The sequence below is a fragment of the Candidatus Dormiibacter sp. genome (assembly GCF_050999135.1).
Classification (GTDB): domain Bacteria; phylum Chloroflexota; class Dormibacteria; order Dormibacterales; family Dormibacteraceae; genus Dormiibacter; species Dormiibacter spiritus.
In genome coordinates, this window is record NZ_JBPCPN010000010.1 from 1 (window position 1) to 22,970 (window position 22,970).

Here is a 22,970-nt window from a genome sequence, read left to right on the forward strand (position 1 = left end):
GAGTCCGCCCAGCCGCTTGGCACCTCGCCGGTCTTGTCCCACAGCGGCTCCTTGTTGAGCTTTCGCATGGACAGCCGGCGAAGCCTGCGGATCGCGCCGCCGTACATCTTGGACATCCCGCCGGAGATGGCGGAGCCGGGCGGCGCCTTGTAGAAGGGAGAGTACTTGTCGGGGAAGCCGGGCATCGTGCAGCCGATGCAGGCGGCGCCCGCGACCATGCAGCCACCCATGTGGTTGATCGCACCGCGCTCGACGATGTTGCACTGCACGACGGGGCCCCAGCAGCCGATCTCGACCAGGCATTCGTTGTCGCCCGGCTCCTCGGCGAAGACGCCCTCCTCGTAGTAGCCGGCCTTCGGGCAGTGGCGATGCACGGTCTCGGTGAACAGCCACGCCGGCCGTCCGAGGTCGTCGAACAGCGGCAGCGGCGCGATGCCCTGCAGGAACAGCAGGACTGCCTGGACCGTGTCGGTGATGTTGTCGCCCACCGGCGAGCAGCCGGGCAGGTTGACGACCGGCACGCCCAGCGCGGAGCGGTAGTCCTTGCCGAGATAGTCCATCAGGCTCATCGAGCCGGTGATGTTGCCGGCGGCCGCCGGGATGCCGCCCCAGCTCGCGCACGTGCCGACCGCGACGTAGGCGGCGGCACCGGGGGCGAGCCGCCAGAGCCAGTCCGTGACGCGGTTGGGCTGCTCGGTGTCGTGGTTGGGGTCGAACCCGCCGACGCCCATGCCCGAGAAGTAGCCCTCGCCGGCGGGGAACGCCTGGTCGTCGGGCACGGACCCTTCGAGGCAGACGACGTAGGGGGCACCCAGCTCGCCGCGCGCGGCGGCCATCATCGGGCGCATCAGCTCCTCGCCCGCGCCCGGGTTCAGCACCGGGTGGTGCAGCACGACCTTGGGAAGGTTGGGGATCCTGCCGAGCAGGAGGTCCTCGACCGAGGGGTTCGTCGCCGCCGTGGCCGCGATCGAGCAGCCGTCACAGCTCATCCCCGCGATCCAGAAGACGTGAACGATGTTGAGCGGCCCGTCGGGGCTTCCCCCGAGGCCCCCCAGCCCGATCGGCGCATTCGCCCCGAAGACCGCCCCCGCGTGGGGCACGGTCTTGAGCTTCAGATCCTCGCCATAGCCCGTCCGTTCATACGCCATTGATCTACCTTCTCCTCCCGATCCGTTGGGCTGCTGTGTGTATGGTACATATACGGGACGGTCTCGCAGCGCCAAACGGCCCATCCAACGCAGATGGGCGCGGAACTGCTCCTCGGCGGACGCCGCTTTTCTCTACCTTCTCAGCCATGAACGTCGACCGCAGCAACCTCTTCCCAGTCGACACCCGCGTGGTGCTCCAGACGCTGGTGGAGAAGGTCCACGATCTCGTCGAGGATCGCCTCGCGAACGAGCCGCCCGAGGCGATCCTGCCGGTGCTCGACTCCAGGGAGCAGCTCGTCGTGGCGACCAAGTACCCGGCCGTCGACAGGGGGTTGCGCAGGGCGGGCTATCTCACGCGGGTAATAGAAGTCGAGATATTCGAGCCTGCGCAGAGCGTCGCCGGCTGGCTCTCCGAGCGGATCGAGGAGCGCCTCGCGGCCGGCGACGATCGCTCCGAGGCGATCGTGAGCGTCTGTACCGCGATCGCGCGCGAGGAGCCGCTCGAGAAGCCGAACCCCGACGACGAGAACGCGTGGAGCTGGCGCGTGCCGGGCCCGGGAGGGCACGTGCGCCACTACCTCTCCCGCCGGTCGATCGGCGATCACCTGCAACGGGACCCCGAGCAGGGCGCGATCGACGATCCAGCCGAGCTCAAGCGCCCCTGGATCTACGGCTTCTTCGTGCGCGCGTGCGAGGAGGCGCTCGAGCCCGCGCTCGCCGCCGGCGGCGAGGATTCGCCCGCCGCCGGCGACGACCTTCCAGCGGGCGGCGACGACCTTCCAGCGGGCGGCGACGACCCCGCCGCCGACGTCGATGACGCCGGCTCGTAGCGTGCCGGCCGGCCGCTGCTAGGATGCGCGGCCGCATGCCGAGCATCAACCAACTGATCCGCAAGGGCCGCAAGAAGCCCAACAGGAAGGTGGCCACCACGGGCCTCAAGTCCGGGCAGGGGCGCAAGAAGCGCACTGCCGCGCCACAGCGGCGCGGAGTCTGCACGCGCGTCTACACCACCACGCCGAAGAAGCCGAACTCGGCGCTGCGGAAGGTCGCCCGCGTGCGGCTGACGAACGGCATGGAGGTGACGTCCTACATCCCGGGCGAGGGCCACAACCTCCAGGAGCACTCGGTCGTGCTGATCCGCGGCGGCCGGGTCAAGGACCTGCCCGGCGTTCGCTACAAGGTCGTCCGCGGCACGCTCGACGCCTCCGGGGTGACCGAGCGCAAGCGCTCGCGCTCCCACTACGGCGCGAAGGCCAAGTAGTGCCCGCCCTTCCGACTCGCGGGAGCCACTGACGCCATGCCACGCCGCGCCGCAGCCGGGGCCCGTCCCCTCGATCCCGACGCCATCCACTCCTCGAAGCTCGTCCAGCAGGTGATCAACAAGGTCATGGTCGACGGCAAGAAGTCGACCGCCGAGAAGATCGTCTACGACGCGCTCGAGGCGCTCGCGCGCAAGACCAGCGAGGAGCCGGTCGTCGCGCTCGAGAACTCGATCAAGAGCCTCACGCCCGTGCTCGAGGTCCGCTCGCGGCGGGTCGGCGGAGCGACCTACCAGGTGCCCGTCGAGGTCCCCTCGACCCGCGCGCGCACGCTCGCGGTCCGCTGGCTGGTGGAGTTCGCGCGCAAGCGGCGCGAGAAGACGATGGCCGAGCGGCTTGCGGGGGAGCTGCTCGACGCCGGATCCCAGCAGGGCCTCGCCTACAAGCGCAAGGACGACATCTACCGCATGGCTCAGGCCAACAAGGCGTTCGCCCACTACCGCTGGTAGTCCGCGCCGGTCCCGCCCTGCGCCGGGCGCCGAGGGCCACCCGCCGTGCAAGTTCTCCTGCACGGGGAGGGAATTACTTGAAGACCGCGACGAGGCCCCCTAGCCTGCTGCGCGTACTGACGGCGAATCCCCATCGGGGCTGCGAGGTGAGCGCGAATATGAGGCGACAGCGGGCACAGGACTTGCGGGCGGAGGTCGACCGGCTGCCGCTCGGCACGCGCCAGGCGATGCTGCGAGGGGTCGAGACGCACCCGATCATCGTCGGGGCCGACGGCAATATCCGCGGGGGGATGTGCCCGATGATGGCCGCCTCGACCGGCTCCCCCAAGCAGATCGGAAAGCCTTTCGCCCGCGCGTGGGACTCCTACGCCGGCGTGCACTTCTCCCGCCCCGCCTCGAGGCGCGAGCTGCTCACCCTCAAGACGATGCTCGAGGCGAGCATCGAGGTGGAGTCCGGGTCACCGGTCGATCTGACCGCCGCGATCGGATCCTTCGAGGCCGCGATCGAGCACAGTCACCCCGCAGAGAGCCGCCCCGCCGTTGCCGCGGCCGCCGCGTTCGCTCCGGCCGTCGGCGCGCGGGCCGCTGCCCCCGCCGGCGATCCGCCCGAGTTCGACCTGGGCGAGGCGATCACCGCGCACGAGGCCGCCAAGGCGCGCAACCGCGACGCCGAGCGTCGGGCCGCCGAGCGCCGGGCCGCCAGGGAGGCCGAGCGCGCTCCGCGCGAGCGGCCGGACACTGGCGAGCGCGACCGCAGCGACGAGCTCGAAGGCCGTCACGGCTGGGCCTGGCTGCGACCGTTCCGTCGCTACGACGACTACGAGCGCGCCCTGCAGGTGCTCGAGGACGCGGAGCGCGCGGGTCTGGCCGCCTCCGGCGGGGACCCGGGCCATGCCGACTCCGGCGAGCGCGAGCTCGCCGGGTGCGGCGCCGGACAGGGCTAGGGGCCCCCGACCAAGCATTAGGGCCGGGCGGGCGGTCCGGGGGGTTCGCGCCCCCCGACGCCCTGCGACGGAGGGACCTGCTCGGATCTCGCGCGAGCGCGCCGGCGCGTGGCGGAGAGCCCGCTCGCGAGTGACAGTGCCCCCGCGCCGACGAGCAGCAGCGCGCCGGCGAGCTCGGTGTACAGCCCGCTGCCCGCCCGCCCGGTCGCTCCCTCGTAGGTGAGGCCGACCGCCCCGGTCGCGTGGACCTCGGGGAGGTCGCGCAACACCCCGAGCGCAAGTGCCACCACCGCGATCCCGAGCAGCGCGGACGCCGCCGGCCGGCTTGCCCGGGGGCCGGCACCGAAGGACAGCACCACCGCGACCGCGCCCAGCAGCAGCAGAGCGCCGCCGTGGCGCTCGAACCCGCTCAGCTCGCAACGATCGAGCGCCCTCAGGTCGGCGATCTCACGGCAGGCGCGTCCCGGTATCTCCACCGCGGCGACCGTCGCAGGCTCCGTGGCGATCAGCAGCAGGCCGCCCGTCGCGCCGAGCCCGAGGACCCAGACCGCCGCCCCCCGGCCGGCCCGGGCCCGCGTCGCTGAGTGGCGCGCCCGAGTCTGCAGCGGGGCTGGACGCCTCATCGGGGTGCGAGCCTAGCGCGACCTCCCGGGATCCCGCTCTCCGACGGGGAGCAGGGGCAATCCTCTGCTACCATCCCCAACCGTTCACCGCGCGGATCATGCGCCGGTGGTCACGCCCGGTACGCGAGATTTCGGCTCCGCGTCCCGGGCACTCGAAACCTCATGGAGACCTCGACCACATAGAGACCTCGCCCGGGCGACACCGCAATGCAGCATGGGGCCCGGCACGGGCCTTTTTCTTGCCCGCGTACAGAAAGACTCTCGGAACTTCAGATGCCACGCAAGGTCGCACTCGACAAGACCCGCAACATCGGGATCATGGCCCACATCGACGCGGGTAAGACGACGACGACCGAGCGGATCCTCTTCTACACGGGGCGTACCCACAAGATGGGCGAGGTCCACGAGGGCGCGGCCGTGATGGACTGGATGGCCCAGGAGCAGGAGCGCGGAATCACGATCACCTCCGCTGCAACGACGGCCTCCTGGGACGGGCACCGGATCAACATCATCGACACGCCCGGTCACGTGGACTTCACGGTCGAGGTGGAGCGCTCGCTGCGCGTCCTGGACGGTGCGATCGCGCTGTTCGACTCCGTCGCCGGTGTTGAGCCGCAGTCGGAGATGGTCTGGCGCCAGGCCGACAAGTACCGCGTGCCGCGTATCGCCTACATCAACAAGATGGACCGGGTCGGGGCCGACTTCGCCCGCTCGGTGGAGACGATGCGCGATCGGCTCGGCGCCGACGGGCAGACCGAGGGCGCCGGCATGGCGATCCCGATCCAGCTTCCGATCGGTGCCGAGGGCGGCTTCACCGGCATCGTCGACCTCATCACCATGCAGGCCGTCATCTACCGCGACGACCTCGGCCAGGAGTGGGGCGAGGAGGAGATTCCCGCCGACATGGCCGACGCGGCGCGCGAGGCCAGGACGCACCTGATCGAGGCGCTCGCCGACTACGACGAGCAACTGATGGAGGACTACCTCGAGGAGAAGCCGATCGAGGCCGACCGCCTCAGGGAGGACATCCGCAAGGCGACGCTCGACATCTCGATCTTCCCGGTGATGTGCGGCTCCTCGTTCAAGAACAAGGGCGTCCAGCCGCTGCTCGACGCGGTCGTGGACTACCTCCCCTCCCCGCTCGACGTGCCGCCGATGATCGGACTCGAGCCGCCCGCGAAGGGCTCCGGCGGGGAGGAGACCGAGGCGGTGCGCGCGGCGTCCGACGAGGCCCCCTTCTCCGCCCTCGCGTTCAAGGTCATGTCCGATCCGTTCGTCGGCAAGCTGACCTACTTCCGCGTCTACTCGGGTTCGCTCGACGCCGGAGGGCGGATCCTCAACGCGTCGACCGGACGCACCGAGCGCGTCGGGCGCATCCTGATGATGCACGCCAACCATCGCGAGGAGGAGGAGACGCTCTACGCGGGCGACATCGCCGCGGGAGTCGGGCTCAAGCAGACCTCCACCGGTGACACGCTCAGCGCGCCCGAGGCGCCGATCCGGCTCGAGACGATCTCCTTTCCGGACCCGGTCGTGCACGTCTCGATCGAGCCCAAGACGAAGGCCGACCAGGAGAAGATGGGCGTCGCCCTGTCGCGTCTCGGCGAGGAGGATCCGACCTTCCACATCCGCACCGACGAAGAGACGGGCCAGACCGTGATCTCCGGGATGGGAGAGCTCCATCTCGAGGTGATCGTCGACCGCATGAAGCGGGAGTTCAACGTCGAGGCCGGTGTCGGCAGGCCGCAGGTGGCCTACCGTGAGACGGTCCGCGGCGAGGCGAAGAAGGTCGAGGGCAAGTTCATCCGCCAGACCGGCGGCTCGGGTCAGTACGGGGTGGTCTACATCGACATGGAGCCGGCGCCCGGCGAGGGCTTCGACTTCGTCAACAAGGTCAAGGGCGGGTCGGTGCCCTCGGAGTTCATCCCGGCCGTCGAGAAGGGCGTCGAGGAAGCGCTCGAGTCGGGCGTCAAGGCGGGCTTTCCGATGGTCGACGTGCGCGTGACCCTGACCGATGGCAAGTACCACGACACCGACTCCTCGGAGATCGCGTTCAAGGTGGCCGGGTCGCTCGCCGCCAAGGAGGCTGCCAGACGCGCCAAGCCGGTCCTGCTCGAGCCGGTCATGGCGGTCGAGGTGACGACGCCGGAGGACTACGTCGGCACCGTGATCGGCGACCTGTCGAGCCGCAGGGGCCGCGTCGAGACCCAAGAGCCGCGTGGCAACGCGATCGCCGTGCAGGCGAGCGTGCCGCTGTCCTCGATGTTCGGCTACGCGACGGACCTGCGCTCCAACACGCAGGGTCGAGCGACGTACTCGATGCAGTTCGACCGTTACGACGAGGTTCCCGGCAGCATCGCCGCGGAGATCGTAGAGAACCGGACCGGGGAGCCCGGCTCGGCGGCAGCGTAGACGCAGGCGACGCGAAGGACTCGGCGTCGATGCCAAGTCCTCGGATGAGGTTGCGAAGGATTCGGCGTCCGTGCCGGACCCTTCAAAGGAGTATGTTTCCCAGGTTCGCCTTCGCCGCGTGCGACAGGCCGCCTCCCAAGACTTTCTGAAAGGAGCACCCAGTGGCGAAGGAGAAGTTCGAGCGCGACAAGCCGCACTGCAACGTCGGCACCATCGGTCATATCGACCACGGCAAGACCACGCTCACGGCTGCGATCACGAACGTGCTCGCCGAGGCCCAGGGCGGCGGCGAGGCGAAAACCTTCGAGGAGATCGACAACGCTCCCGAGGAGAGGGAGCGCGGGATTACGATCGCGACCTCCCACGTCGAGTATCAGACCGACAACCGTCACTACGCCCACGTCGACTGCCCGGGCCACGCCGACTACATCAAGAACATGATCACGGGCGCCGCCCAGATGGACGGGGCCATCCTGGTGGTTGCCGCCAACGATGGTGCCATGCCCCAGACGCGCGAGCACATTGTGCTGGCGCGGCAGGTCAACGTTCCCTCGCTGGTGGTCGCCCTGAACAAGATCGACATGGTCGAGGACGAGGAGTTCGTCGAGTTGGTCGAGCTCGACCTCCGCGAGCTGCTCTCCCGCTACGAATTCCCCGGCGACGACCTGCCGATCGTGCGGGTCTCCGCGCTGAAGGCGCTGGAGGGCGACCCGGAGGCGGCCGAGGGCATCACCAAGCTGCTCGACGCGGTGGACAACTTCATCCCCGAGCCGGAGCGGAAGAACGACCTGCCCTTCCTGATGCCTGTCGAGGACGTTTTCACCATCCAGGGCCGGGGCACTGTCGTGACTGGCCGCGTCGAGCGTGGCACGCAGAAGATCAACGAGCCGGTCGAGATCATCGGCATCCGGCCCACGAGGACCACGGTGGTCACGGGCCTCGAGACCTTCCACAGGCAGATGGACTCGGTCCAGGCGGGCGACAACGTGGGCGCCCTGCTGCGCGGCATAGGTCGGGAGGACGTGGAGCGCGGTCAGGTGCTGGGCAAGCCGGGCTCGATCACACCGCACACGAAGTTCAAGGCGAACGTGTACGTGCTGACCAAGGAGGAGGGCGGCCGGCACAAGCCGTTCTTCTCCAACTACAGGCCCCAGTTCTATATGCGTACCACCGACGTGACGGGTACCATCTCGCTGCCCGAGGGCGTGGAGATGTGCATGCCGGGCGACAACGTCGAGATGACCATCGAGCTCATCACGCCCATCGCCTGCGAGCAGGGTCTGCGCTTCGCCATCCGCGAGGGCGGCCGCACAGTGGGCGCCGGCGTCGTGACCGAAGTCCTTCAGTAGCGAATAGGTATAGGTAGGGGAGCTCGCAGGTGAAAGCAACGCGACTTGGCCGACGCTTGCGCGCTCCAGCTTTTCGCACTCTTCGCACGGAGCTGGGGTTCTAGTGGCGCAGAAGATACGGATCCGGTTGAAGGCCTACGACCACAAGGTCTTGGACCAGGCGGCCGACAAGATCGTCGACACCGCCCGGCGTACGAACGCGCGCATAGCTGGACCCATCCCACTGCCGACGGAGATCAACAAGATGACGGTGATTCGTTCGCCGTTCATCGACAAGGATTCCCGGGAGCAGTTCGAGATGCGCACTCACAAGCGAATAGTGGACATCCTGGACCCGAACCCCCGGGTCGTCGATGCTCTCATGCACATCACCCTGCCGGCCGGCGTCTCGATCGAGATCAAGCTCTGATGGCGAAGAAGAAGTCGGCGCCCGCGGTAAAGGGGCTGCTCGGCCGCAAGCTCGGCATGACCCAGCTCTTCAATCCAGACGGCACGCTATCAGCCGTGACAGTGGTGGAGGCCGGTCCCTGCCGCGTGCTCGATCTCCGCACCGAAGAGAAGGACGGCTACGCGGCCGCGCGGCTCGCGTTCGACCCCGTCCCGGCGCGCCGGCTGAGCAAGCCACTGGCCGGTGAGTTCAAGAAGGCAGGCATCGAACCTGCCCGCCAAGTGATCGAGCTCCGTGGTGCCGAGGGCCTGCAAGCTGGCGAGGAACTGCGCTGTGATGTCTTCGCCGAGGGCGAGCTGGTTGACGTCACCGCCAAGAGCAAGGGCAAGGGCTTCCAGGGCATGGTGAAGCGCCACCGTTTCTCACGAGGTCCTGAGAGTCACGGTTCCATGAACGTGCGTCAGCCCGGATCGATCGGCGCCACCGATGCAGCTCGAGTGTTCAAAGGCGTGAAGATGGCAGGCCACATGGGCGCGGCGCGCACGACAGTGCAGGGCGTGAAGGTCTTGAGGGTCGATCACGACAGGAACCTGCTGCTGCTCCACGGCTCAGTGCCGGGGGCCTATGGCTCGCTGGTCCTGATCCGTGGTTCCGTCAAGCAGAGGGCAGGCAGGTGATGGCTGACGACAAGGACAAGTTGCAGGAGCCAACCAGCGCTGCTGCCGGGGAGCAGGAGCTCGAGCCCAAGCCTGCAGCTGTCGAAATGGCGGCCGAGGAGCTCGAACCGGGCAAGCGCAAAACGGGCGCGCGCAGCTCGAGCGCGGCCAGGGTGCGGAGCCACGCCAAGCCAGGGCCGAAGGCCGAGTCGGCGGCGGCCGGGAAGCTCGCTGAGGACGAGTCGGCGGATCCGTTGTCGGTGCCGACCTACACGGCGAGTGGCGAGCGGGCCGGCCGCTTCGAGCTGCCCGAGTCGATCTTCGGCCAGGTCCCGCACATGGCAGTCATGCACCAGGCTTTTCTCCGCCAGCGCAACAATGCCCGGCAGGGCACTGCCAAGGTCAAGCACAGGGATGAGGTTTCTGGCGGCGGCGTCAAGCCCTACCGGCAAAAGGGCACAGGCCGCGCCCGGCACGGGTCCACGCGCGAGCCCTCGATGGTTGGCGGCGGCACGGTTTTCGGCCCTGAGCCCCGCTCTTTTGCTGAGAGGATGCCGCGCAAGATGCGCCGGCTCGCCCTGCGCTCGGCGCTGAGCGTCAAGGCGAGCGAGCGCAAGGTGACGGTGCTGGAGAACTTCGTGATCGATAAGCCGCGGACTGCCGAGATGGTGAGCTTGCTTCATGCCATCGGCGTCGACGACACGGCTCTGGTTGTGCTGCCGGCCGCGAACGAGGTGGTCGCCCGCTCGACCAGCAACCTGCCCTGGGCCAAGGTCATTCTGGCCAGCAACCTGAATCTCTACGACCTGTTCACTCACGATCGCGTGATCATCGCCAAGGACGCGGTGAGCGTGCTCGAGGAGACCTTCAGTCCACCCGCTCCGCGGCGAGGCTGGGTGGCCGGGGAGGCAAGCGAATGAGAGCGCCCGTCGAGGTTCTCTTCGGACCGCTGGTGAGCGAGCGCTCCTACACGCTCTACCAGGAGGGCCGCTACACCTTCAGGGTGGCGCCCGACGCGACCAAGAACGAGATAGCGAAGGCGCTGGAGGAGCACTACCAGGATCAGGGCGTGAGGGTCCGGGCGGTCAACACCGTGAACGTGCGCGGCAAGGTTCGGCGCACAGGCCGGCGCGGCCTTACCGGCCGCACTGCCGATTGGAAGAAGGCGATCGTGACGCTGGCTCCAGGCCAGAAGATCGAAGGCCTGTTCGGGAGCCTTTGATGCCCATCAAGCAGTACAAGCCGACAAGTCCTGGCCGCCGCTTTCTGAAGACCGCGAGCTTCGAGGAGCTGACGGCCGCCGAGCCCGAGAAGAGCCTGCTGGAGCCGCTCAAGAACAACGCCGGCCGCAACAACCAGGGCAAGATCACAACGCGACATCGCGGCGGCGATGGGCGGCGCAGCTACCGCCGGATCGACTTCCGCCGCGACAAGGTGGGAGTCCCCGGCAAGGTCGCGACCATCGAGTACGACCCCAACCGCTCCGCGCGCATAGCCCTGATTCACTACGCGGACGGGGAGAAGCGGTACATCCTGGCGCCGCTGGGACTTAGGGTGGGAGATCAGATCCATAGCGGGTCGGAGGCTCCGGTCCGGGTCGGCAATTCCATGCCGCTGCAGCGGATCCCTGTGGGGTCCACCGTTCACAACATCGAGCTCACGCTCGGCCGCGGGGGCCAGTTGGTCCGCTCGGCAGGCACGTCGGCGCAGCTGCTGGCCAAGGAGGGCGACTATGCCGTGGTACGCATGCCCTCCGGCGAATTGCGTCGCATCCACGTTCGCTGCGCGGCCACGCTCGGTCAGGTTGGTAACCTGGACCACGAGAACGAGTCCGGCGGCAAGGCGGGCCGCTCCCGCTGGCTGGGCAAGCGCCCGACAGTGCGCGGCTCAACCATGAACCCTGTCGACCACCCGCACGGCGGTGGCGAAGGCAAGACCGGCCCCGGCGGCAACCCCAAGACGCCTTGGGGCAAGCCCGCGCTGGGTTTCCGCACCCGGAAGCCGAAGAAGGCTTCCAGCTCGCTCATCATCCGACGTCGTGAGAAGAAGTAGAGAAATCAGAAAGCAATGTCCCGTTCGCTGAAAAAAGGACCCTTCGTCGACGCCAAGCTGGAAGCCAAGGTCGGCAAGCTGAACGCGTCCCGGGAGAAGAAGGTCATCCGCACCTGGGCGCGGGCGTCGACCGTGTTCCCGGAGATGGTGGGCCACACGGTCGCCATCCATGACGGCCGCAAGCACGTTCCGGTCTTCATCAGCGAGAACATGGTTGGTCACAAGCTCGGCGAGTTCGCGCCGACCCGGCATTTCCGCAGCCATACCGGGGGCGCCAAGACCGAGCGGGCCTCGAAGGTTCGTTAGGAAACAGATGGAAGTTCTGGCTCGTTCCAAGTACATCCGGCGTACTGCCCGCAAGGCGCGGCTGGCGGCCGACATGGTGCGCGGCATGCGTGTCAGCGAGGCGTTGGCGCAGCTCGAGTACTCGCCCAAGCACGCCGCCCAGGATGTGGCGAAAGCCGTCAAGTCCGCTGCCGCGAATGCCGAGCACAACCACAATCTGGATCGGGCTGACCTCTGGCTGAAAACGGTGGTCGTCGACGAGGGGCCGACCATGAAGCGCATCCGGCCGGTCAGCCGGGGCATGGCGCATCAGTACTTCAAGCGCACCTGCCATATCACGGCCATCGTCGAGGACCGGCCGGAGGCTGCGCCGGCTCGGCCGGCCCGCCGCCGGCAGGCCGCTCGGAGCGCGAGGCCAGCGGCGGAAACCGAAGCTGCCGTCGAGGGGGAAAGCTAAATTGGGTCACAAGGTCCACCCGAACGGGTTTCGGCTCGGTTCCTACAGGAATTGGGAAGCCAACTGGTTCGTCGCCGACAAGGACTACACCAAGGTGCTTCATGAGGACCTGGCGATGCGCAAGTTCATCTCCGGCCGCCTGAAGAACGCCGGAGTGGCGAGGATCGAGACCGAGCGCTCTTCCAACGCCCAGCTGGCGGTCACCATCTACACCGCCAAGCCGGGCATCGTCATCGGCAAGGGCGGAGCGTCGGTGGACGCCCTCCGCAACGATCTGGAGAAGCTTTTCGGGAGCAGGGTGAAGATCTCGATCCAGGAGATCAAGCAGCCTGAGCTGGACGCCCAGTTGGTGGCTGAGAACATCGCGCTCCAGATCGAGCGCCGGATCAGCCACCGACGAGCCATGAAACAGTCGATCATGCGAACCATGCGCGCCGGCGCCAAGGGCGTTCGGATAGCGCTCGGCGGCAGGCTGCGCGGCGGCGAGATGGCCCGCCGGGAATGGGATCGCGAGGGTCAGGTGCCCCTCCACACCCTGCGGGCCGACATCCGCTTCGGCCGGGCCACCGCCAAGACCACATTCGGTGTGATAGGCGTCAAGTGCTGGATCTACCGCGACCTCCTGGCGCCCAAGCGCCGGGGCGTCGAGCTGGTGCCTGAGAACCTGGCCCGCCAGGCCGATGCTGCCGCCATCGAGGTCCGCCGGGCTGCCGCCGCGCAGGCGCAGGCTCAAGCTCCGCTGCCGTCAGGCACGCTGGAGGCCGCGGCAGTCAACCAGAACCCGAGTGACCCCAAGGTCGCTGCCGCCAACCTGGCTGAGCAGGTCGCCGGCGAGCGGGCTGGGACCGGGCTGCGCCAGCGAGCCCCTCGGCCGCCAGGCACCCCGGCCAGCGAGGCCGAGCGGCGCAGCCAGCCAGGTACGAGGGCCAGGACCGTCCGGCCGGCCGAGCTGCCGAGACCGGCACCCGCGAAGGCTGAGGCGCCCGCTAAGGCTGAGACGCCCGCGCAGGCTGAGGTGCCCGCGCCAGCGAAGTCCCGCGCGTCCGAACAGGCGCCGCCGGCTGCTCCGGCCGAAGGCAGCATGGAAGCCGGCGGCGGGTTGAGCGCCGGCCAGGCGGGCGGCGAGAAGCCGGCCGGCCCTGACCCGGAGACGGGCGGCCCAGTTGTCGCCGCGGTTGTCGAGGCGGCCGGCTCCGTTGTCGCATCGGCGATCTCGCGCATCCTGCCAACGTCCGAGTCGGACAAGGCGGACAAGCCCCAGGAGAAGAAGGGCCCCAAGACGAAGACCACTGGCGGTGAAGAGCGGAAGCGGCCGGCCGCCGCAGCAGACGAGGAGGGGGAGCCGGATGCTACTTCCTAAGCGCGTAAAACACCGCAAGCAGCACAAGGGCCGGCGGGGTGGCGTCGCCACTCGCGGCGCGACTATCGCCTTCGGCCAGTTTGCCCTCCAGGCAGAGGAAGCCTGCTGGATGACGAATCGGCAGATCGAGGCAGCTCGCCGGGCGATGACCCGCCACGTTAAGCGCGGCGGCCAGATCTGGATCCGGATCTTTCCCGACAAACCCGTGACCAAGAAGCCGGCAGAAACCCGGATGGGCTCGGGCAAGGGCAATCCGGAAGGCTGGGTGGCGGTGATCAAGCCTGGCCGAGTTCTCTTTGAGATGGCCGGCGTGAACGCCGAAACTGCCAAGGAGGCCATGCGCCTGGCGGCGGCCAAGCTGCCGGTGAAGACGCGGTTCATAATGGCCGAGGAGTCTCGGGCCACTCAGCTAGCACACGCCGGAGGCGGAGAATGATCAGAGCCGCTGAGCTCGCCGAACTGGACTCAGAACAGCTGGCAGCCCGCCTCAGCAGCGAGCGCAGGGAGCTCTACGAGCTGCGTTTCAAGCTGGCCGTGGGACAGCTTGAGAACAACCGGCAGGTGCGGCGGGTTCGCAAGAACATTGCGCGCATCCTGACAGTGGTCCAGCAGCGACGGCTGAACGGCGACGACGTGCTGGTGCAGCCTCGAGAAACACCCGAAGCCGTGGAAGCCGAAGCTCAGGCGGGCGAGGGCCAGGCCGGCGAGGACGATGCCCCGGAGGCTGCCGAGCCGGCTGGCCGCACACGCGCTCGGGCAAGACGCGCCGGCCAAGAGGATGTCTAGATGAGTCAAGTTCAACCAGAACAGCAGGCGGCGGAGCGCAGCCGCGGCCTGCGCAAGGTTCGCACCGGGCGAGTGGTCTCCGACAGGATGGAGAAGACGGTCATCGTCCAGGTGCCGGGCCTCAAGTCGCACCCGCTCTACAAGAAGGTGATGCGGCAGCGAACGCGCTTCAAGGTGCATGACGAGAGCGATCAGTGCCAGGTCGGCGATCTGGTCAGGATCATGGAGACGCGGCCCATCTCCAAGGACAAGCGCTGGCGTGTGCTGGAAGTCGTCGAGAAGGCCAGATAAGCTGTGATCCAGCAAGAATCCAGGCTCCGAGTGGCCGACAACAGCGGTGCCCGGGAACTGCTCTGCATCCGGGTGATGGGCGGCTCCTATCGTCGCTACGCTTCGGTGGGCGACGTGATCACCGCGACAGTCAAATCGGCCCAGCCAGGCGGCCAGGTTAAGAAGGGCGAGGTGGTGAAAGCCGTGGTCGTCAGGGTGGCCAAGGAATATCGTCGCCCGGATGGCTCGAACATCCGCTTCGACGACAACGCAGCGGTGATCATCAATCCCCAGAACAATCCCAGGGGCACGCGCATCTTCGGCCCGGTGGCCCGCGAGCTGCGCGAGCGCAACTTCATGAAGATTGTGTCCCTGGCTCCGGAGGTGCTTTGAGTTGCTGAAGAACAAGGCAAGCGCCGCCAGGCTTTCGAAACCTGACCTGGCGGCCGGGGACACGGTGGTGGTACTGGCCGGGAAGGACAAGGGCAAGCGAGGCGAGGTTCTGCGCACGCTGCCCGCGGCCGGCAAGATAGTGGTGCGCGGCGTGAACCTCAAGAAGCGGCACACCAAGGCAGGCAGCCGGGTCGCGGGGAACGTTGTCCAGCAAGGTGGCATCGTCGACTTTGAGTCGCCGTTGGACTACAGCAACGTGATGCTTTTCTGTCCGGCCTGTGAGCGGCCGACGCGGATCCGTCACACAGTCCTGGAGGGTGGTCGCAAGGCGCTGGAGTGCGTCAAGTGCGGCGAGCCCTACCAGCGGGTTCGGAAGACGGAGGCCCAGTGAGCACAGCTACTGCGAACACCGGCAGCCGGTCGCCTGACCTGCAGCAGACGTATCTGGAGAAGGCGGTACCCGCCCTGCAGAGGGAATACGACTACGACAACGTGATGGAGGTGCCTCGCGTGGCGAAGGTGATCCTCAACATCGGCATCGGCGAGGCGAAGGACAACCCGCGCGCGTTGGAGGCGGCCGTCGCCGACGTCCGCACCATGACCGGCCAGCAGCCGGTGGTGGTGAAGGCGCGTCGCTCGGTCGCGGCGTTCAAGCTGCGCGAGGGCATGCCGGTGGGGATCAAGGCCACGCTGCGGGGCCGCCGGATGTGGTTCTTTCTGGAGAGGCTGATCGGCCTCGCCCTGCCGCGCATAAGGGACTTCCGCGGCATCAGCGGCGAGGGTTTCGACGGCCGCGGCAACTATTCGCTGGGGCTGCGGGAGCAGATCATCTTTCCCGAGATCGACTACGACAAGATCGACAAGCTGCGAGGTTTCGAGGTTTCGATAGTGACTACAGCCAAAACCGACGAAGAGGCCCGCGCGCTGCTGACCCAGCTGGGTATGCCATTCCGCAAGCGGGAAGACCGGTGAGCAGCGTGCAGCGGAGGAGTGAGTAAGTGGCCAAGAAGTCAGCGATTGAGAGCTGGAAGAAACCGCCCAAGTTCGCAGTGCGGTTGCGCAACCGCTGCCGCCTGTGCGGACGGCCGCGCGCCTACATGCGAAAGTTTGGCATGTGCCGCATCTGTTTTCGAACGCTTGCCGCCGAGGGCAGGATCCCCGGCGTGATGAAGTCGAGTTGGTGATGGCAAGAGCGGGAACCGGTGTCGTCTCCGACCCGATCGCAGACATGCTGACTCGCATCCGGAACGCCAATACGGCTCGTCACGGGGAGGTGCGGGTCCCGGCTTCGCGCCTGAAGCTCGAGGTGGCCCGGGTCCTGAAGGACGAGGGCTACATCGGCGGCTACACGGTTGACAAGGAGCCGGAGTGGGTGGGCGAGACGCTCACCATAAGCTTCAAGGCTCGGCCCGACCGCAAGCGCGTGATCTCAGGCGTGAAGCGGATCAGCCGGCCCGGTCTTCGCGTCTACGCCCGGAAGACGGAGATCCCGCGTGTCCTGGGTGGGCTGGGAGTGGCCATCCTCTCCACCAGCCAGGGCGTGATGAGCGGGCGCCAGGCCCTTCGCGCCGGTCTCGGCGGCGAAGTGCTGGCGTATGTCTGGTAGGAACTGCTAAAGAGATATGTCCAGGATTGGAAAACTTCCCATCCCGCTGCCGAGTGGCGTCGACTTCACGGTGGAGCGGAATCACGTGACCGCCAAGGGCCCCAAGGGCACGCTGGCGCGTGCGCTGCCGGCGCAGATCAGCGTCAAGGTCGCAGACGGCAGCATCGTCTGCGAGCGGCCGACCGACGGTCGCGAGCATCGATCGCTGCACGGGCTGACGAGAACGCTTGTGGCAAACATGGTGACTGGTGTTTCAACCGGTTTCCGCAAGGATCTGGAGTTGGTGGGCGTCGGCTATCGAGCCGCCAAGCAGGGCAATGAACTGGTGCTGAACCTCGGGTTTTCCCACCCTGTCCGGATCACGCCGCCGGAGGGCGTCGACATCCAGGTGACCGACCCCACGCATTTCGCGGTGCTCGGGGCGAACAAGGAGGACGTCGGGCAGCTGGCGGCCAAGCTGCGCAAGCTGCGTCCGCCGGAGCCGTACAAGGGCAAGGGCATGATGTACAGGGGCGAGGTGGTCCGCCGCAAGGCCGGCAAGGCCGGCAAGGGGGCCAAGTAGTGCTGAAGCAGTTCGACCGCAAGCAGGCTCGCCAGAAAAGGCACAGGCGGGTCAGAGTGAGGGTCCGGGGCACGTCCGAGCGGCCGAGGCTCACCGTCTTCCGCAGCCTGAATCACGTCTACGTACAGCTCATAGACGATGTCCAGGGCCGCACCGTCGCCGCCGCCTCGACGCTGCAGCTGAAGACGGGCAAGAGCGACCTCGGAGCCGCGCAGGCGGTGGGTAGGGCAATCGCTGAGCGGGCCAAGGACGCCGGTGTGGCGGCTGCCGTGTTCGATCGCAGCGGCTTCCTTTACCACGGCAGGGTCAAGGCTCTCGCTGACGCCGCTCGTGAAGCGGGCCTGGAGTTCTAGTGTCCTCGAACCGAAGCTTCTTGCATCTTCGCGGGCTAGGCGACCGGGCGCCTGCGGCGCTGAAGCCTGCGTCGAGGGGCCCGGCGCTGCGTCGTCACGCATCCCCCGGATGCGCTCCTCCCTACGCCACCCTTTCCTTGACTCCGGCCGCCGATCCCGCGAATCTGCCGCGAATCTCAGTTCGAGGACACTAGAAATGGCAATACGTTCCAATTACGGCGAGCGCTCTGAGTTCAGCGAGCGCTTGGTCAGCCTGAACCGCGTGGCGAAGGTCGTGAGGGGCGGGCGAAGGTTCTCCTTTGCCGCCCTGATAGTGGTGGGCGATCAGAACGGCCGCGTCGGCGCCGGGCTGGGCAAAGCGCGCGAGGTGCCCGAAGCCATCCGCAAAGGCGTCGAGATCGCCAAGCGGAACATGATCACAGTCCCGATGGTCGGAACCACCATCCCGCATGAGGTCCGACACAAGTGGGGCGCGGCCAAGGTCATGCTGAAGCCGGCGGCGCCAGGGACCGGCGTGATCTCTGGTGGGGCCATGCGGGCTGTGATCGAGCTGTCAGGCATCAAAGACATCCTCACCAAATCGCTGGGGACCAACAATCCGATCAACACTGTCCGCGCCACCATGTCGGCACTCCAGACTCTCCGCACAGCCCAGGAGATCGCGGAGCTGCGCGGCAAGGAGGTCGAGGACATCGTCGGCGCGAAGCTGGCGACCGCCTACCGGCATGCCGCCAGCAGCGGTACGATTCCCGCCGGTGCGGGCCGGGGAGAGAGGAGCTGATGGAGGAGCCAGCGGCCCCCACGCTCAGAGCGACGTGGAAGAAGAGCGCCATCGGCTACTCAGCTGACAAGCGGGCGACCATTACATCGCTTGGCTTTCGCCGTCTCAATGAGACTCGCGAGCTGCCTGACACCGAGCCGGTGCGAGGAATGCTGCGCAAGGTAAGCTTCTTGGTCGCCGTCGAGGGGGAGCCGTGGGAGCCGCCGAAACGCGCGCGTTTCAAGATGCCCCGAACCCGCTCGAACAAGAAACACTCGCGAGGACACTGAGATGCACCTTCACGAACTGCGATCGCCAGACGGCTCGCGCCACAGACCCAAGCGAGTGGGCCGCGGTACGGGCTCGGGCAAGGGCAAGACCTCCGGTCGCGGCCAGAAGGGTCAGAATGCCCGCAGCCAGGGTTTCCGGCTGGGCTTCGAGGGCGGCCAGATGCCGCTCAGCCAGCGGCTGCCGAAGCTCGGCGGGTTCAAGAACCGCTCGCGCGTGGAGTTCGCCCCCGTCAACCTGACCAAGCTGAACCGCTTCGAGGACGGCGCGACACTCACGCCTGAGGCCTTCTACGGCACAGGGCTCGTGGCTCAGGGCCAGCCGATCAAGCTGCTTGGCACTGGCACCCTGCGGCGCAAGCTGACGGTGAGCGCTCACGCGGCCAGCGAGAGCGCGCGCTCGGCGATCGAAGCCAAGGGTGGCAAGGTGACAGTGCTTTCAGCCCAGCCGGCCGCCCAAGATCAGGCGCCCAGCACAGACGACTAGGTAGGCCGCCCAAGTGAACCTGCTGGCGGCGATCTTCAACGCCCTGAGGCTGCCGGAGCTCCGGAACAAGCTCCTGTTTACTGCGGGGCTCCTGGTCGTCTACCGGCTGTTCTCCAACGTCACCATTCCCGGAGCCAGCCCTTCGGCGCTGCAGAGCCTCTTCAACAGCCAACCGCTCCTCGGCCTGCTCGACCTCTTCTCAGGCGGCGGCCTCTCCACCTTCAGTGTGGTGGCGCTGGGCCTGAACCCGTTCATCAATGCCAGCATCATCATGCAGCTGATGACTGTGGTCTCCGTCCGCCTGGACGAGATCTCGAAGGAGGGGGAGCTCGGTCGCCGCCGCTTCACCCGCTGGGTTCGCTACCTGACAGTCCCTCTGGCCTTCGGCCAGTCCTACGGCTTCACGGTTCTGTTCCAGAACGCCACGCCGCCGATCCTGCCGACGAACATGGACTGGTTTCAGCGTCTGACCATCATGCTGACGCTGACCGCCGGCACCGTGCTGGCCATGTGGATCGGCGAGCTGATCACCGAGTACGGGATCGGCAACGGCGTTTCGCTGGTCATCTTTGCCGGCATCGTCGCCCGCGCCCCTCGGACGCTGGGTTCCTCAGTGGTCGGTCACTCCACGGGTGGCGGCCTGGCCGATCTGGTGCCCTTTGTCCTGTTGGGCGTCATCGCTGTGATTGCCATCGCCTTCGTGATCGAGGTGCAGCAGGCCCAGCGCAAGATTCCCATCCAGTCAGCTCAACGCCTGACGGGAGGCCGGACGGTGCAGGGACGGCAGAGCTTCCTGCCGCTGCGGGTCAACACCGCAGGCGTCATCCCGATCATCTTCGCACTCTCGATCATGACCTTCCCGACCATCCTGGCCGGCTACTTCGCCGGCGCACCGACAGGGACCTGGTACCGCAACCTGGCGGACTGGGTGCGAGGCAACTTCGTGCCCTACGGCCCCAACCTCAGCTCGACCATCGCCTACAACGCTGCGTACTTTCTTTTTATCTTCGGCTTCACCTACTTCTACACGTTCGTTCAGTTCAAGCCGGATGACGTGGCGGACAACTTGCGCCGCTACTCGACCTTCATTCCGGGCATCCGGCCCGGCCGCCCTACCGCCGAGTACCTGACGCACGTGATGAACCGGATCACTCTGGCCGGGGCTATCTTCTTGGGCCTGATCACCGTCGTGCTGCCCATAGTGGCGGCGCGGGTTTCGAATATTCCCCCCACGCAGATGTACCTCGGCGGCACAGCGCTGCTGATCGTGGTTGGCGTGGCGCTCGATACGATGAAGCAGCTCGAGACGCAGCTCGTCATGCGTCAGTATCGCGGCTTCATTCGATGAGCGCCCAATCGAACGGCAGGGCGCCGCTGACCGTGGCGCTCTTTGGGCCGCCCGGCAGTGGCAAGGGCACCCAGGCAGCGTTTCTGGTCGAACAGCTGAAGATCGCCCAAGTTTCGACAGGTGAACTGTTCAGGCAGGAGGTCCGTCGGGGCACGAGCCTGGGTCGAGAAGCGAAGGAATACATCGATCGCGGCGAGCTGGTGCCTGACGAGGTCACGCTGGCGATGTTTAGAGAGCGCCTGGCCAAATCGGACTGCGCGGCCGGGGTCCTGCTCGACGGCTTTCCCCGCACCGCCGCTCAGGCTGAGGCCCTGGGCGCCTTCCTGCACCGTTTGGGCCGCCAGATGGACCGCGTCATCTACATCAAGGTGCCGCAGGATGTGCTGGTCAGCCGTCTCTCGGGTAGGTTGACCTGCCCCGAGTGCGGCACCACCTATCATCCCGACCTGGCTCCGCCCCGCCGGGCAGGTCTGTGCGACCGCGACGGGGGCCGGCTCTTCCAGCGCGACGACGATGCGCCCGAGACGGCGCTGCGCCGCATCAACGTCTACAGGGAGCAGACAGCATCGGTGGTGGACTACTACCGGAACCTCGGGCTGGTCGCGGAGGTGGATGGGCTGGGACCCATCGAAGATGTGCGGCGGCGCACGCTCGCCACAGTGAGCCAGAGCACAGTCGGATGATCAACTACAAGACCCAGCATGAGCTGAGCCTGATGCGCCAGGCGGGCCTGGCGCTGGCCGCGGTGGTCGAGGAGTTGAAGGCGGCAGTGCAGCCGGGCGTCAGGACTCGAGAGATCGACAAGCTGGCCCAGTCGCGGATCCAGGCGGCGGGAGCCCGACCCGGCTTCCTCGGCTATCAGGGCTATCCGAACTCGATCTGCATCTCGATCAACGATGAGGCGGTACACGGCATCCCGGGACCGCGCAAGGTGGCGGCGGGCGACATAGTCAGTTTGGATCTGGGGCTCGTGCTGGATGGATTCTGGGCCGACATGGGCTGCACTGTTCCCGCCGGCCAGGCCTCGGCCGAGGCGCAGAGGCTGATTCGGGTCACTGATGAGTGCCTCCAGGTCGCGCTCCAGCACGCCCAGCCCGGCGGGCACCTGGGCGACATCTCCGCAGCCGTTCAGAGGCACGCCGAGCAGAACGGTTTCTCTGTGATCAGGCAGTTCGTCGGTCACGGGATTGGCCGCCAGATGCACGAGGCGCCCCAGGTGCCCAATTTCGGCCGGCCCGGCTCAGGACCTGAGCTGAAGCCTGGCATGACGCTGGCGATCGAGCCGATGGTCAACCAGGGTGCCCCGGAGGTCTACATCAAGCCTGATGGCTGGACTGTCTGCACCAGCGACGGGCTGCTCTCCTCCTACGTGGAGCACACAGTCGCGATCACCGCCCAGGGCCCGCAGGTGCTCACGGCTCTGGACGCCACCAGCTCGGGCCGGATCGCCGTCTGACCCACCCACAGGTGGCGATGGCTATGCGGTACACTAATCGTTCGTGCCCCAGGCCCGTGAGGTCGTCGCGGGCCGCGTGCTGGAGCCACTCCCCAACGGAATGTTTCGGGTCGAGCTCGAGAACGGGGTCAAGGTCCTGGCTCACGTTGCCGACCGCCCTGGGACTCACTTTATCCGCCTCCTGGCGGGGGAGCGAGTGATTGTGGAGCTAGCGGAGAGTGACAGGTCGCGAGGAAGAATCCGGGAAATCAAGAGATGAAGGTCAGACCGTCGGTGAAGAAGATGTGCCCCAAGTGCAAGGTGATCAAGCGCGAGGGTGTCATCCGCGTGCTCTGCGTTAACCCGAAGCACAAGCAGAGGCAGGGCTGAGAAATTGGCTCGTCTGGCAGGGGTCGACATTCCCAACGACAAGCGGGTGGTCATCTCACTCACGTACATCCACGGCATCGGCCGAACCACTTCCGAGCGGCTGCTCCGGCTGGCCAACGTGAATGTGAACACGCGCGTCAAGGAGCTCAGCGATGAGGAGCTGGGGCGCATGCGGCAGGTGATCGATCGCCTGGCTCAGGACAAAGAGGTCCTGATCGAGGGCGATCTGCGCCGAGAAGTGGCAATGAACATCAAGCGGTTGAGCGAGATAGGTTCCTACCGAGGCGCTCGTCACCGCCGTGGCCTGCCGGTCCGCGGCCAGCGCACCCGCACCAACGCTCGCGCGCGGCGCGGCCCGAAGCGTGCGGTCGCCGGCAGGAAGAAGAAAGGCAAGTAAGAGGGGGTCCATAAGAGCTTGGCCAAGCAGAAGAAGAAAGGAGTGCGCACTCGCCGCCGGGAAAAGAAGAACGTGGCGATCGGTCAGGCGCACGTCCAGAGCACTTTCAACAACACGATAGTGACCATCACTGACGTGCAGGGGAACGTGCTTGCCTGCGGTTCGGCTGGCGCTCAAGGCTTCAAGGGCAGCCGCAAGTCGACTCCGTACGCCGCTCAGATGACAGCTGAGGCGACAGCCAAGCGAGCGATGGATCACGGCATGCGCACAGTGGAGGTGTTCGTGCGCGGGCCAGGCTCAGGGCGCGAGGCGGCGATTCGCTCGCTCCAGGGCGCCGGGCTGGAGGTCAGCGCCATCACCGACGTGACGCCCATCCCTCACAACGGCTGCCGCCCACCCAAGAGGCGGCGGGTATGAGCAATCTGCTCAATCTGGATTCGTCGTTTTGGAGGCA

General features: G+C 67.1%; 35 protein-coding genes and 1 pseudogene. 34 read left to right on the forward strand and 2 right to left on the reverse strand.

Going from position 1 to position 22,970, the window contains the following annotated elements:
• Positions 1-989 (reverse strand): NADH-quinone oxidoreductase subunit B family protein (locus tag ACR2MZ_RS02315; protein WP_434003519.1); only part of this gene is annotated, 989 nt, incomplete at its 3' end.
• A 305-nt stretch (positions 990-1,294) separates the two neighbouring features.
• Between ACR2MZ_RS02315 and ACR2MZ_RS02320 the strand changes: the two genes are divergently transcribed.
• The 4 genes from ACR2MZ_RS02320 (at position 1,295) to ACR2MZ_RS02335 (ending at position 3,860) form a co-directional block, all read left to right on the forward strand.
• Positions 1,295-1,978: a hypothetical protein gene (locus ACR2MZ_RS02320; protein WP_434003465.1), complete on the forward strand. Its 684-nt coding sequence runs from the start codon at positions 1,295-1,297 to the stop codon at positions 1,976-1,978.
• A 35-nt stretch (positions 1,979-2,013) separates the two neighbouring features.
• Positions 2,014-2,409, forward strand: a complete 396-nt coding sequence (rpsL, locus tag ACR2MZ_RS02325; RefSeq protein ID WP_434003466.1) for a 30S ribosomal protein S12 — start codon at positions 2,014-2,016, stop codon at positions 2,407-2,409.
• Between the two features lie 36 nt (positions 2,410-2,445).
• Positions 2,446-2,916: a 30S ribosomal protein S7 gene (gene rpsG, locus ACR2MZ_RS02330; protein WP_434003467.1), complete on the forward strand. Its 471-nt coding sequence runs from the start codon at positions 2,446-2,448 to the stop codon at positions 2,914-2,916.
• Between the two features lie 158 nt (positions 2,917-3,074).
• Positions 3,075-3,860, forward strand: a complete 786-nt coding sequence (locus ACR2MZ_RS02335) for a hypothetical protein (protein WP_434003468.1) — start codon at positions 3,075-3,077, stop codon at positions 3,858-3,860.
• A gap of 17 nt (positions 3,861-3,877) precedes the next feature.
• Here the strand turns inward: ACR2MZ_RS02335 and ACR2MZ_RS02340 are convergent, their stop codons facing one another.
• A complete protein-coding gene (locus ACR2MZ_RS02340; RefSeq protein ID WP_434003469.1) occupies positions 3,878-4,483 on the reverse strand; it encodes a hypothetical protein in 606 nt (201 codons plus the stop codon).
• 273 nt (positions 4,484-4,756) lie between these two features.
• Here ACR2MZ_RS02340 and fusA point away from each other — a divergent pair, with 273 nt between their 5' ends.
• From fusA to rpsK, 30 genes and pseudogenes are all read left to right on the forward strand, one after another.
• Positions 4,757-6,895 (forward strand): elongation factor G, encoded by a 2,139-nt coding sequence (gene fusA, locus ACR2MZ_RS02345; RefSeq protein WP_434003470.1) that lies wholly within the window; start codon positions 4,757-4,759, stop codon positions 6,893-6,895.
• A 161-nt stretch (positions 6,896-7,056) separates the two neighbouring features.
• Entirely contained in the window at positions 7,057-8,244 is a 1,188-nt protein-coding gene (gene tuf, locus ACR2MZ_RS02350) for an elongation factor Tu (RefSeq protein ID WP_434003471.1), read from the forward strand.
• Positions 8,245-8,347: 103 nt separating this feature from the next.
• On the forward strand, positions 8,348-8,653 hold the full coding sequence (gene rpsJ, locus ACR2MZ_RS02355) for a 30S ribosomal protein S10 (RefSeq protein ID WP_338176502.1): 306 nt from the start codon (positions 8,348-8,350) through the stop codon (positions 8,651-8,653).
• The gene (rplC, locus tag ACR2MZ_RS02360; protein ID WP_434003472.1) at positions 8,653-9,309 is read left to right on the forward strand and encodes a 50S ribosomal protein L3; all 657 of its coding nucleotides are present in this window, start codon (positions 8,653-8,655) and stop codon (positions 9,307-9,309) included. The genes rpsJ and rplC overlap by 1 nt, the downstream gene beginning before the upstream one ends.
• A 233-nt stretch (positions 9,310-9,542) precedes the next feature.
• On the forward strand, positions 9,543-10,208 hold the full coding sequence (rplD, locus tag ACR2MZ_RS02365; protein ID WP_434003520.1) for a 50S ribosomal protein L4: 666 nt from the start codon (positions 9,543-9,545) through the stop codon (positions 10,206-10,208).
• Positions 10,205-10,510, forward strand: a complete 306-nt coding sequence (rplW, locus tag ACR2MZ_RS02370) for a 50S ribosomal protein L23 (RefSeq protein ID WP_434003473.1) — start codon at positions 10,205-10,207, stop codon at positions 10,508-10,510. Before rplD ends, rplW begins: the two co-directional genes overlap by 4 nt.
• Positions 10,510-11,340: a 50S ribosomal protein L2 gene (gene rplB, locus ACR2MZ_RS02375; protein ID WP_434003474.1), complete on the forward strand. Its 831-nt coding sequence runs from the start codon at positions 10,510-10,512 to the stop codon at positions 11,338-11,340. Before rplW ends, rplB begins: the two co-directional genes overlap by 1 nt.
• Positions 11,341-11,355: 15 nt before the next feature.
• The gene (gene rpsS / locus ACR2MZ_RS02380; RefSeq protein ID WP_434003475.1) at positions 11,356-11,646 is read left to right on the forward strand and encodes a 30S ribosomal protein S19; all 291 of its coding nucleotides are present in this window, start codon (positions 11,356-11,358) and stop codon (positions 11,644-11,646) included.
• A gap of 7 nt (positions 11,647-11,653) precedes the next feature.
• Positions 11,654-12,082, forward strand: coding sequence for a 50S ribosomal protein L22 (gene rplV, locus ACR2MZ_RS02385; RefSeq protein ID WP_434003476.1), 429 nt, complete (start codon positions 11,654-11,656; stop codon positions 12,080-12,082).
• Position 12,083: 1 nt separating this feature from the next.
• Positions 12,084-12,785 (forward strand): annotated as a pseudogene (rpsC, locus tag ACR2MZ_RS02390) (30S ribosomal protein S3); the annotation flags it as partial.
• Positions 12,786-13,428: 643 nt separating this feature from the next.
• A complete protein-coding gene (gene rplP, locus ACR2MZ_RS02395) occupies positions 13,429-13,878 on the forward strand; it encodes a 50S ribosomal protein L16 (protein WP_434003477.1) in 450 nt (149 codons plus the stop codon).
• Positions 13,875-14,228: a 50S ribosomal protein L29 gene (gene rpmC, locus ACR2MZ_RS02400; RefSeq protein ID WP_434003478.1), complete on the forward strand. Its 354-nt coding sequence runs from the start codon at positions 13,875-13,877 to the stop codon at positions 14,226-14,228. Before rplP ends, rpmC begins: the two co-directional genes overlap by 4 nt.
• Positions 14,229-14,519 (forward strand): 30S ribosomal protein S17, encoded by a 291-nt coding sequence (rpsQ, locus tag ACR2MZ_RS02405; RefSeq protein WP_434003479.1) that lies wholly within the window; start codon positions 14,229-14,231, stop codon positions 14,517-14,519.
• A gap of 3 nt (positions 14,520-14,522) precedes the next feature.
• A complete protein-coding gene (rplN, locus tag ACR2MZ_RS02410; protein ID WP_434003480.1) occupies positions 14,523-14,891 on the forward strand; it encodes a 50S ribosomal protein L14 in 369 nt (122 codons plus the stop codon).
• Position 14,892: 1 nt separating this feature from the next.
• Positions 14,893-15,282: a 50S ribosomal protein L24 gene (gene rplX / locus ACR2MZ_RS02415; protein ID WP_434003481.1), complete on the forward strand. Its 390-nt coding sequence runs from the start codon at positions 14,893-14,895 to the stop codon at positions 15,280-15,282.
• A complete protein-coding gene (gene rplE / locus ACR2MZ_RS02420) occupies positions 15,279-15,863 on the forward strand; it encodes a 50S ribosomal protein L5 (RefSeq protein WP_434003482.1) in 585 nt (194 codons plus the stop codon). Before rplX ends, rplE begins: the two co-directional genes overlap by 4 nt.
• Positions 15,864-15,889: 26 nt before the next feature.
• Positions 15,890-16,075, forward strand: coding sequence for a type Z 30S ribosomal protein S14 (locus ACR2MZ_RS02425; RefSeq protein WP_434003483.1), 186 nt, complete (start codon positions 15,890-15,892; stop codon positions 16,073-16,075).
• Positions 16,075-16,497 carry a 30S ribosomal protein S8 gene (gene rpsH / locus ACR2MZ_RS02430; protein ID WP_338176490.1) on the forward strand — a complete coding sequence of 141 codons (423 nt, stop codon included), beginning with the start codon at positions 16,075-16,077 and terminating at the stop codon, positions 16,495-16,497. The genes ACR2MZ_RS02425 and rpsH overlap by 1 nt, the downstream gene beginning before the upstream one ends.
• Positions 16,498-16,513: 16 nt before the next feature.
• Positions 16,514-17,059, forward strand: coding sequence for a 50S ribosomal protein L6 (gene rplF / locus ACR2MZ_RS02435; RefSeq protein WP_434003484.1), 546 nt, complete (start codon positions 16,514-16,516; stop codon positions 17,057-17,059).
• Complete coding sequence (gene rplR / locus ACR2MZ_RS02440; protein ID WP_434003485.1) at positions 17,059-17,412, forward strand: 50S ribosomal protein L18; 354 nt, start codon at positions 17,059-17,061, stop codon at positions 17,410-17,412. Before rplF ends, rplR begins: the two co-directional genes overlap by 1 nt.
• 196 nt (positions 17,413-17,608) lie before the next feature.
• Positions 17,609-18,193 (forward strand): 30S ribosomal protein S5, encoded by a 585-nt coding sequence (rpsE, locus tag ACR2MZ_RS02445; protein WP_434003486.1) that lies wholly within the window; start codon positions 17,609-17,611, stop codon positions 18,191-18,193.
• On the forward strand, positions 18,193-18,462 hold the full coding sequence (gene rpmD, locus ACR2MZ_RS02450) for a 50S ribosomal protein L30 (RefSeq protein WP_434003487.1): 270 nt from the start codon (positions 18,193-18,195) through the stop codon (positions 18,460-18,462). The genes rpsE and rpmD overlap by 1 nt, the downstream gene beginning before the upstream one ends.
• 1 nt (position 18,463) lies before the next feature.
• Positions 18,464-18,946: a 50S ribosomal protein L15 gene (gene rplO, locus ACR2MZ_RS02455; RefSeq protein WP_434003488.1), complete on the forward strand. Its 483-nt coding sequence runs from the start codon at positions 18,464-18,466 to the stop codon at positions 18,944-18,946.
• A gap of 13 nt (positions 18,947-18,959) precedes the next feature.
• The gene (gene secY, locus ACR2MZ_RS02460) at positions 18,960-20,294 is read left to right on the forward strand and encodes a preprotein translocase subunit SecY (RefSeq protein ID WP_434003489.1); all 1,335 of its coding nucleotides are present in this window, start codon (positions 18,960-18,962) and stop codon (positions 20,292-20,294) included.
• Positions 20,291-20,977: an adenylate kinase gene (locus ACR2MZ_RS02465; RefSeq protein WP_434003490.1), complete on the forward strand. Its 687-nt coding sequence runs from the start codon at positions 20,291-20,293 to the stop codon at positions 20,975-20,977. Before secY ends, ACR2MZ_RS02465 begins: the two co-directional genes overlap by 4 nt.
• Positions 20,974-21,750, forward strand: coding sequence for a type I methionyl aminopeptidase (map, locus tag ACR2MZ_RS02470; protein ID WP_434003491.1), 777 nt, complete (start codon positions 20,974-20,976; stop codon positions 21,748-21,750). The genes ACR2MZ_RS02465 and map overlap by 4 nt, the downstream gene beginning before the upstream one ends.
• 43 nt (positions 21,751-21,793) lie before the next feature.
• Positions 21,794-22,009: a translation initiation factor IF-1 gene (infA, locus tag ACR2MZ_RS02475; protein WP_434003492.1), complete on the forward strand. Its 216-nt coding sequence runs from the start codon at positions 21,794-21,796 to the stop codon at positions 22,007-22,009.
• Complete coding sequence (rpmJ, locus tag ACR2MZ_RS02480) at positions 22,006-22,119, forward strand: 50S ribosomal protein L36 (protein WP_338176474.1); 114 nt, start codon at positions 22,006-22,008, stop codon at positions 22,117-22,119. Before infA ends, rpmJ begins: the two co-directional genes overlap by 4 nt.
• Before the next feature lie 4 nt (positions 22,120-22,123).
• Positions 22,124-22,516, forward strand: a complete 393-nt coding sequence (gene rpsM / locus ACR2MZ_RS02485) for a 30S ribosomal protein S13 (RefSeq protein ID WP_338176473.1) — start codon at positions 22,124-22,126, stop codon at positions 22,514-22,516.
• Positions 22,517-22,534: 18 nt separating this feature from the next.
• Positions 22,535-22,933: a 30S ribosomal protein S11 gene (rpsK, locus tag ACR2MZ_RS02490; RefSeq protein ID WP_338176472.1), complete on the forward strand. Its 399-nt coding sequence runs from the start codon at positions 22,535-22,537 to the stop codon at positions 22,931-22,933.
• Positions 22,934-22,970 lie beyond the last annotated feature (37 nt).

Excerpts from the sequence above, each read along its gene's own strand:
- ACR2MZ_RS02320 (WP_434003465.1), top strand. The coding sequence starts at position 1,295 with ATGAACGTCGACCGCAGCAACCTCTTCCCAGTCGACACCCGCGTGGTG.
- rpsL (WP_434003466.1), top strand. The coding sequence starts at position 2,014 with ATGCCGAGCATCAACCAACTGATCCGCAAGGGCCGCAAGAAGCCCAAC.
- rpsG (WP_434003467.1), top strand. The coding sequence starts at position 2,446 with ATGCCACGCCGCGCCGCAGCCGGGGCCCGTCCCCTCGATCCCGACGCC.
- ACR2MZ_RS02335 (WP_434003468.1), top strand. The coding sequence starts at position 3,075 with ATGAGGCGACAGCGGGCACAGGACTTGCGGGCGGAGGTCGACCGGCTG.
- ACR2MZ_RS02340 (WP_434003469.1), bottom strand. The coding sequence starts at position 4,483 with ATGAGGCGTCCAGCCCCGCTGCAGACTCGGGCGCGCCACTCAGCGACG.
- fusA (WP_434003470.1), top strand. The coding sequence starts at position 4,757 with ATGCCACGCAAGGTCGCACTCGACAAGACCCGCAACATCGGGATCATG.
- rplC (WP_434003472.1), top strand. The coding sequence starts at position 8,653 with ATGGCGAAGAAGAAGTCGGCGCCCGCGGTAAAGGGGCTGCTCGGCCGC.
- rplW (WP_434003473.1), top strand. The coding sequence starts at position 10,205 with ATGAGAGCGCCCGTCGAGGTTCTCTTCGGACCGCTGGTGAGCGAGCGC.
- rplB (WP_434003474.1), top strand. The coding sequence starts at position 10,510 with ATGCCCATCAAGCAGTACAAGCCGACAAGTCCTGGCCGCCGCTTTCTG.
- rpsS (WP_434003475.1), top strand. The coding sequence starts at position 11,356 with ATGTCCCGTTCGCTGAAAAAAGGACCCTTCGTCGACGCCAAGCTGGAA.
- rplV (WP_434003476.1), top strand. The coding sequence starts at position 11,654 with ATGGAAGTTCTGGCTCGTTCCAAGTACATCCGGCGTACTGCCCGCAAG.
- rplP (WP_434003477.1), top strand. The coding sequence starts at position 13,429 with ATGCTACTTCCTAAGCGCGTAAAACACCGCAAGCAGCACAAGGGCCGG.
- rpmC (WP_434003478.1), top strand. The coding sequence starts at position 13,875 with ATGATCAGAGCCGCTGAGCTCGCCGAACTGGACTCAGAACAGCTGGCA.
- rpsQ (WP_434003479.1), top strand. The coding sequence starts at position 14,229 with ATGAGTCAAGTTCAACCAGAACAGCAGGCGGCGGAGCGCAGCCGCGGC.
- rpsH (WP_338176490.1), top strand. The coding sequence starts at position 16,075 with ATGGCAAGAGCGGGAACCGGTGTCGTCTCCGACCCGATCGCAGACATG.
- rplF (WP_434003484.1), top strand. The coding sequence starts at position 16,514 with ATGTCCAGGATTGGAAAACTTCCCATCCCGCTGCCGAGTGGCGTCGAC.
- rpsE (WP_434003486.1), top strand. The coding sequence starts at position 17,609 with ATGGCAATACGTTCCAATTACGGCGAGCGCTCTGAGTTCAGCGAGCGC.
- rpmD (WP_434003487.1), top strand. The coding sequence starts at position 18,193 with ATGGAGGAGCCAGCGGCCCCCACGCTCAGAGCGACGTGGAAGAAGAGC.
- rplO (WP_434003488.1), top strand. The coding sequence starts at position 18,464 with ATGCACCTTCACGAACTGCGATCGCCAGACGGCTCGCGCCACAGACCC.
- ACR2MZ_RS02465 (WP_434003490.1), top strand. The coding sequence starts at position 20,291 with ATGAGCGCCCAATCGAACGGCAGGGCGCCGCTGACCGTGGCGCTCTTT.
- map (WP_434003491.1), top strand. The coding sequence starts at position 20,974 with ATGATCAACTACAAGACCCAGCATGAGCTGAGCCTGATGCGCCAGGCG.
- rpmJ (WP_338176474.1), top strand. The coding sequence starts at position 22,006 with ATGAAGGTCAGACCGTCGGTGAAGAAGATGTGCCCCAAGTGCAAGGTG.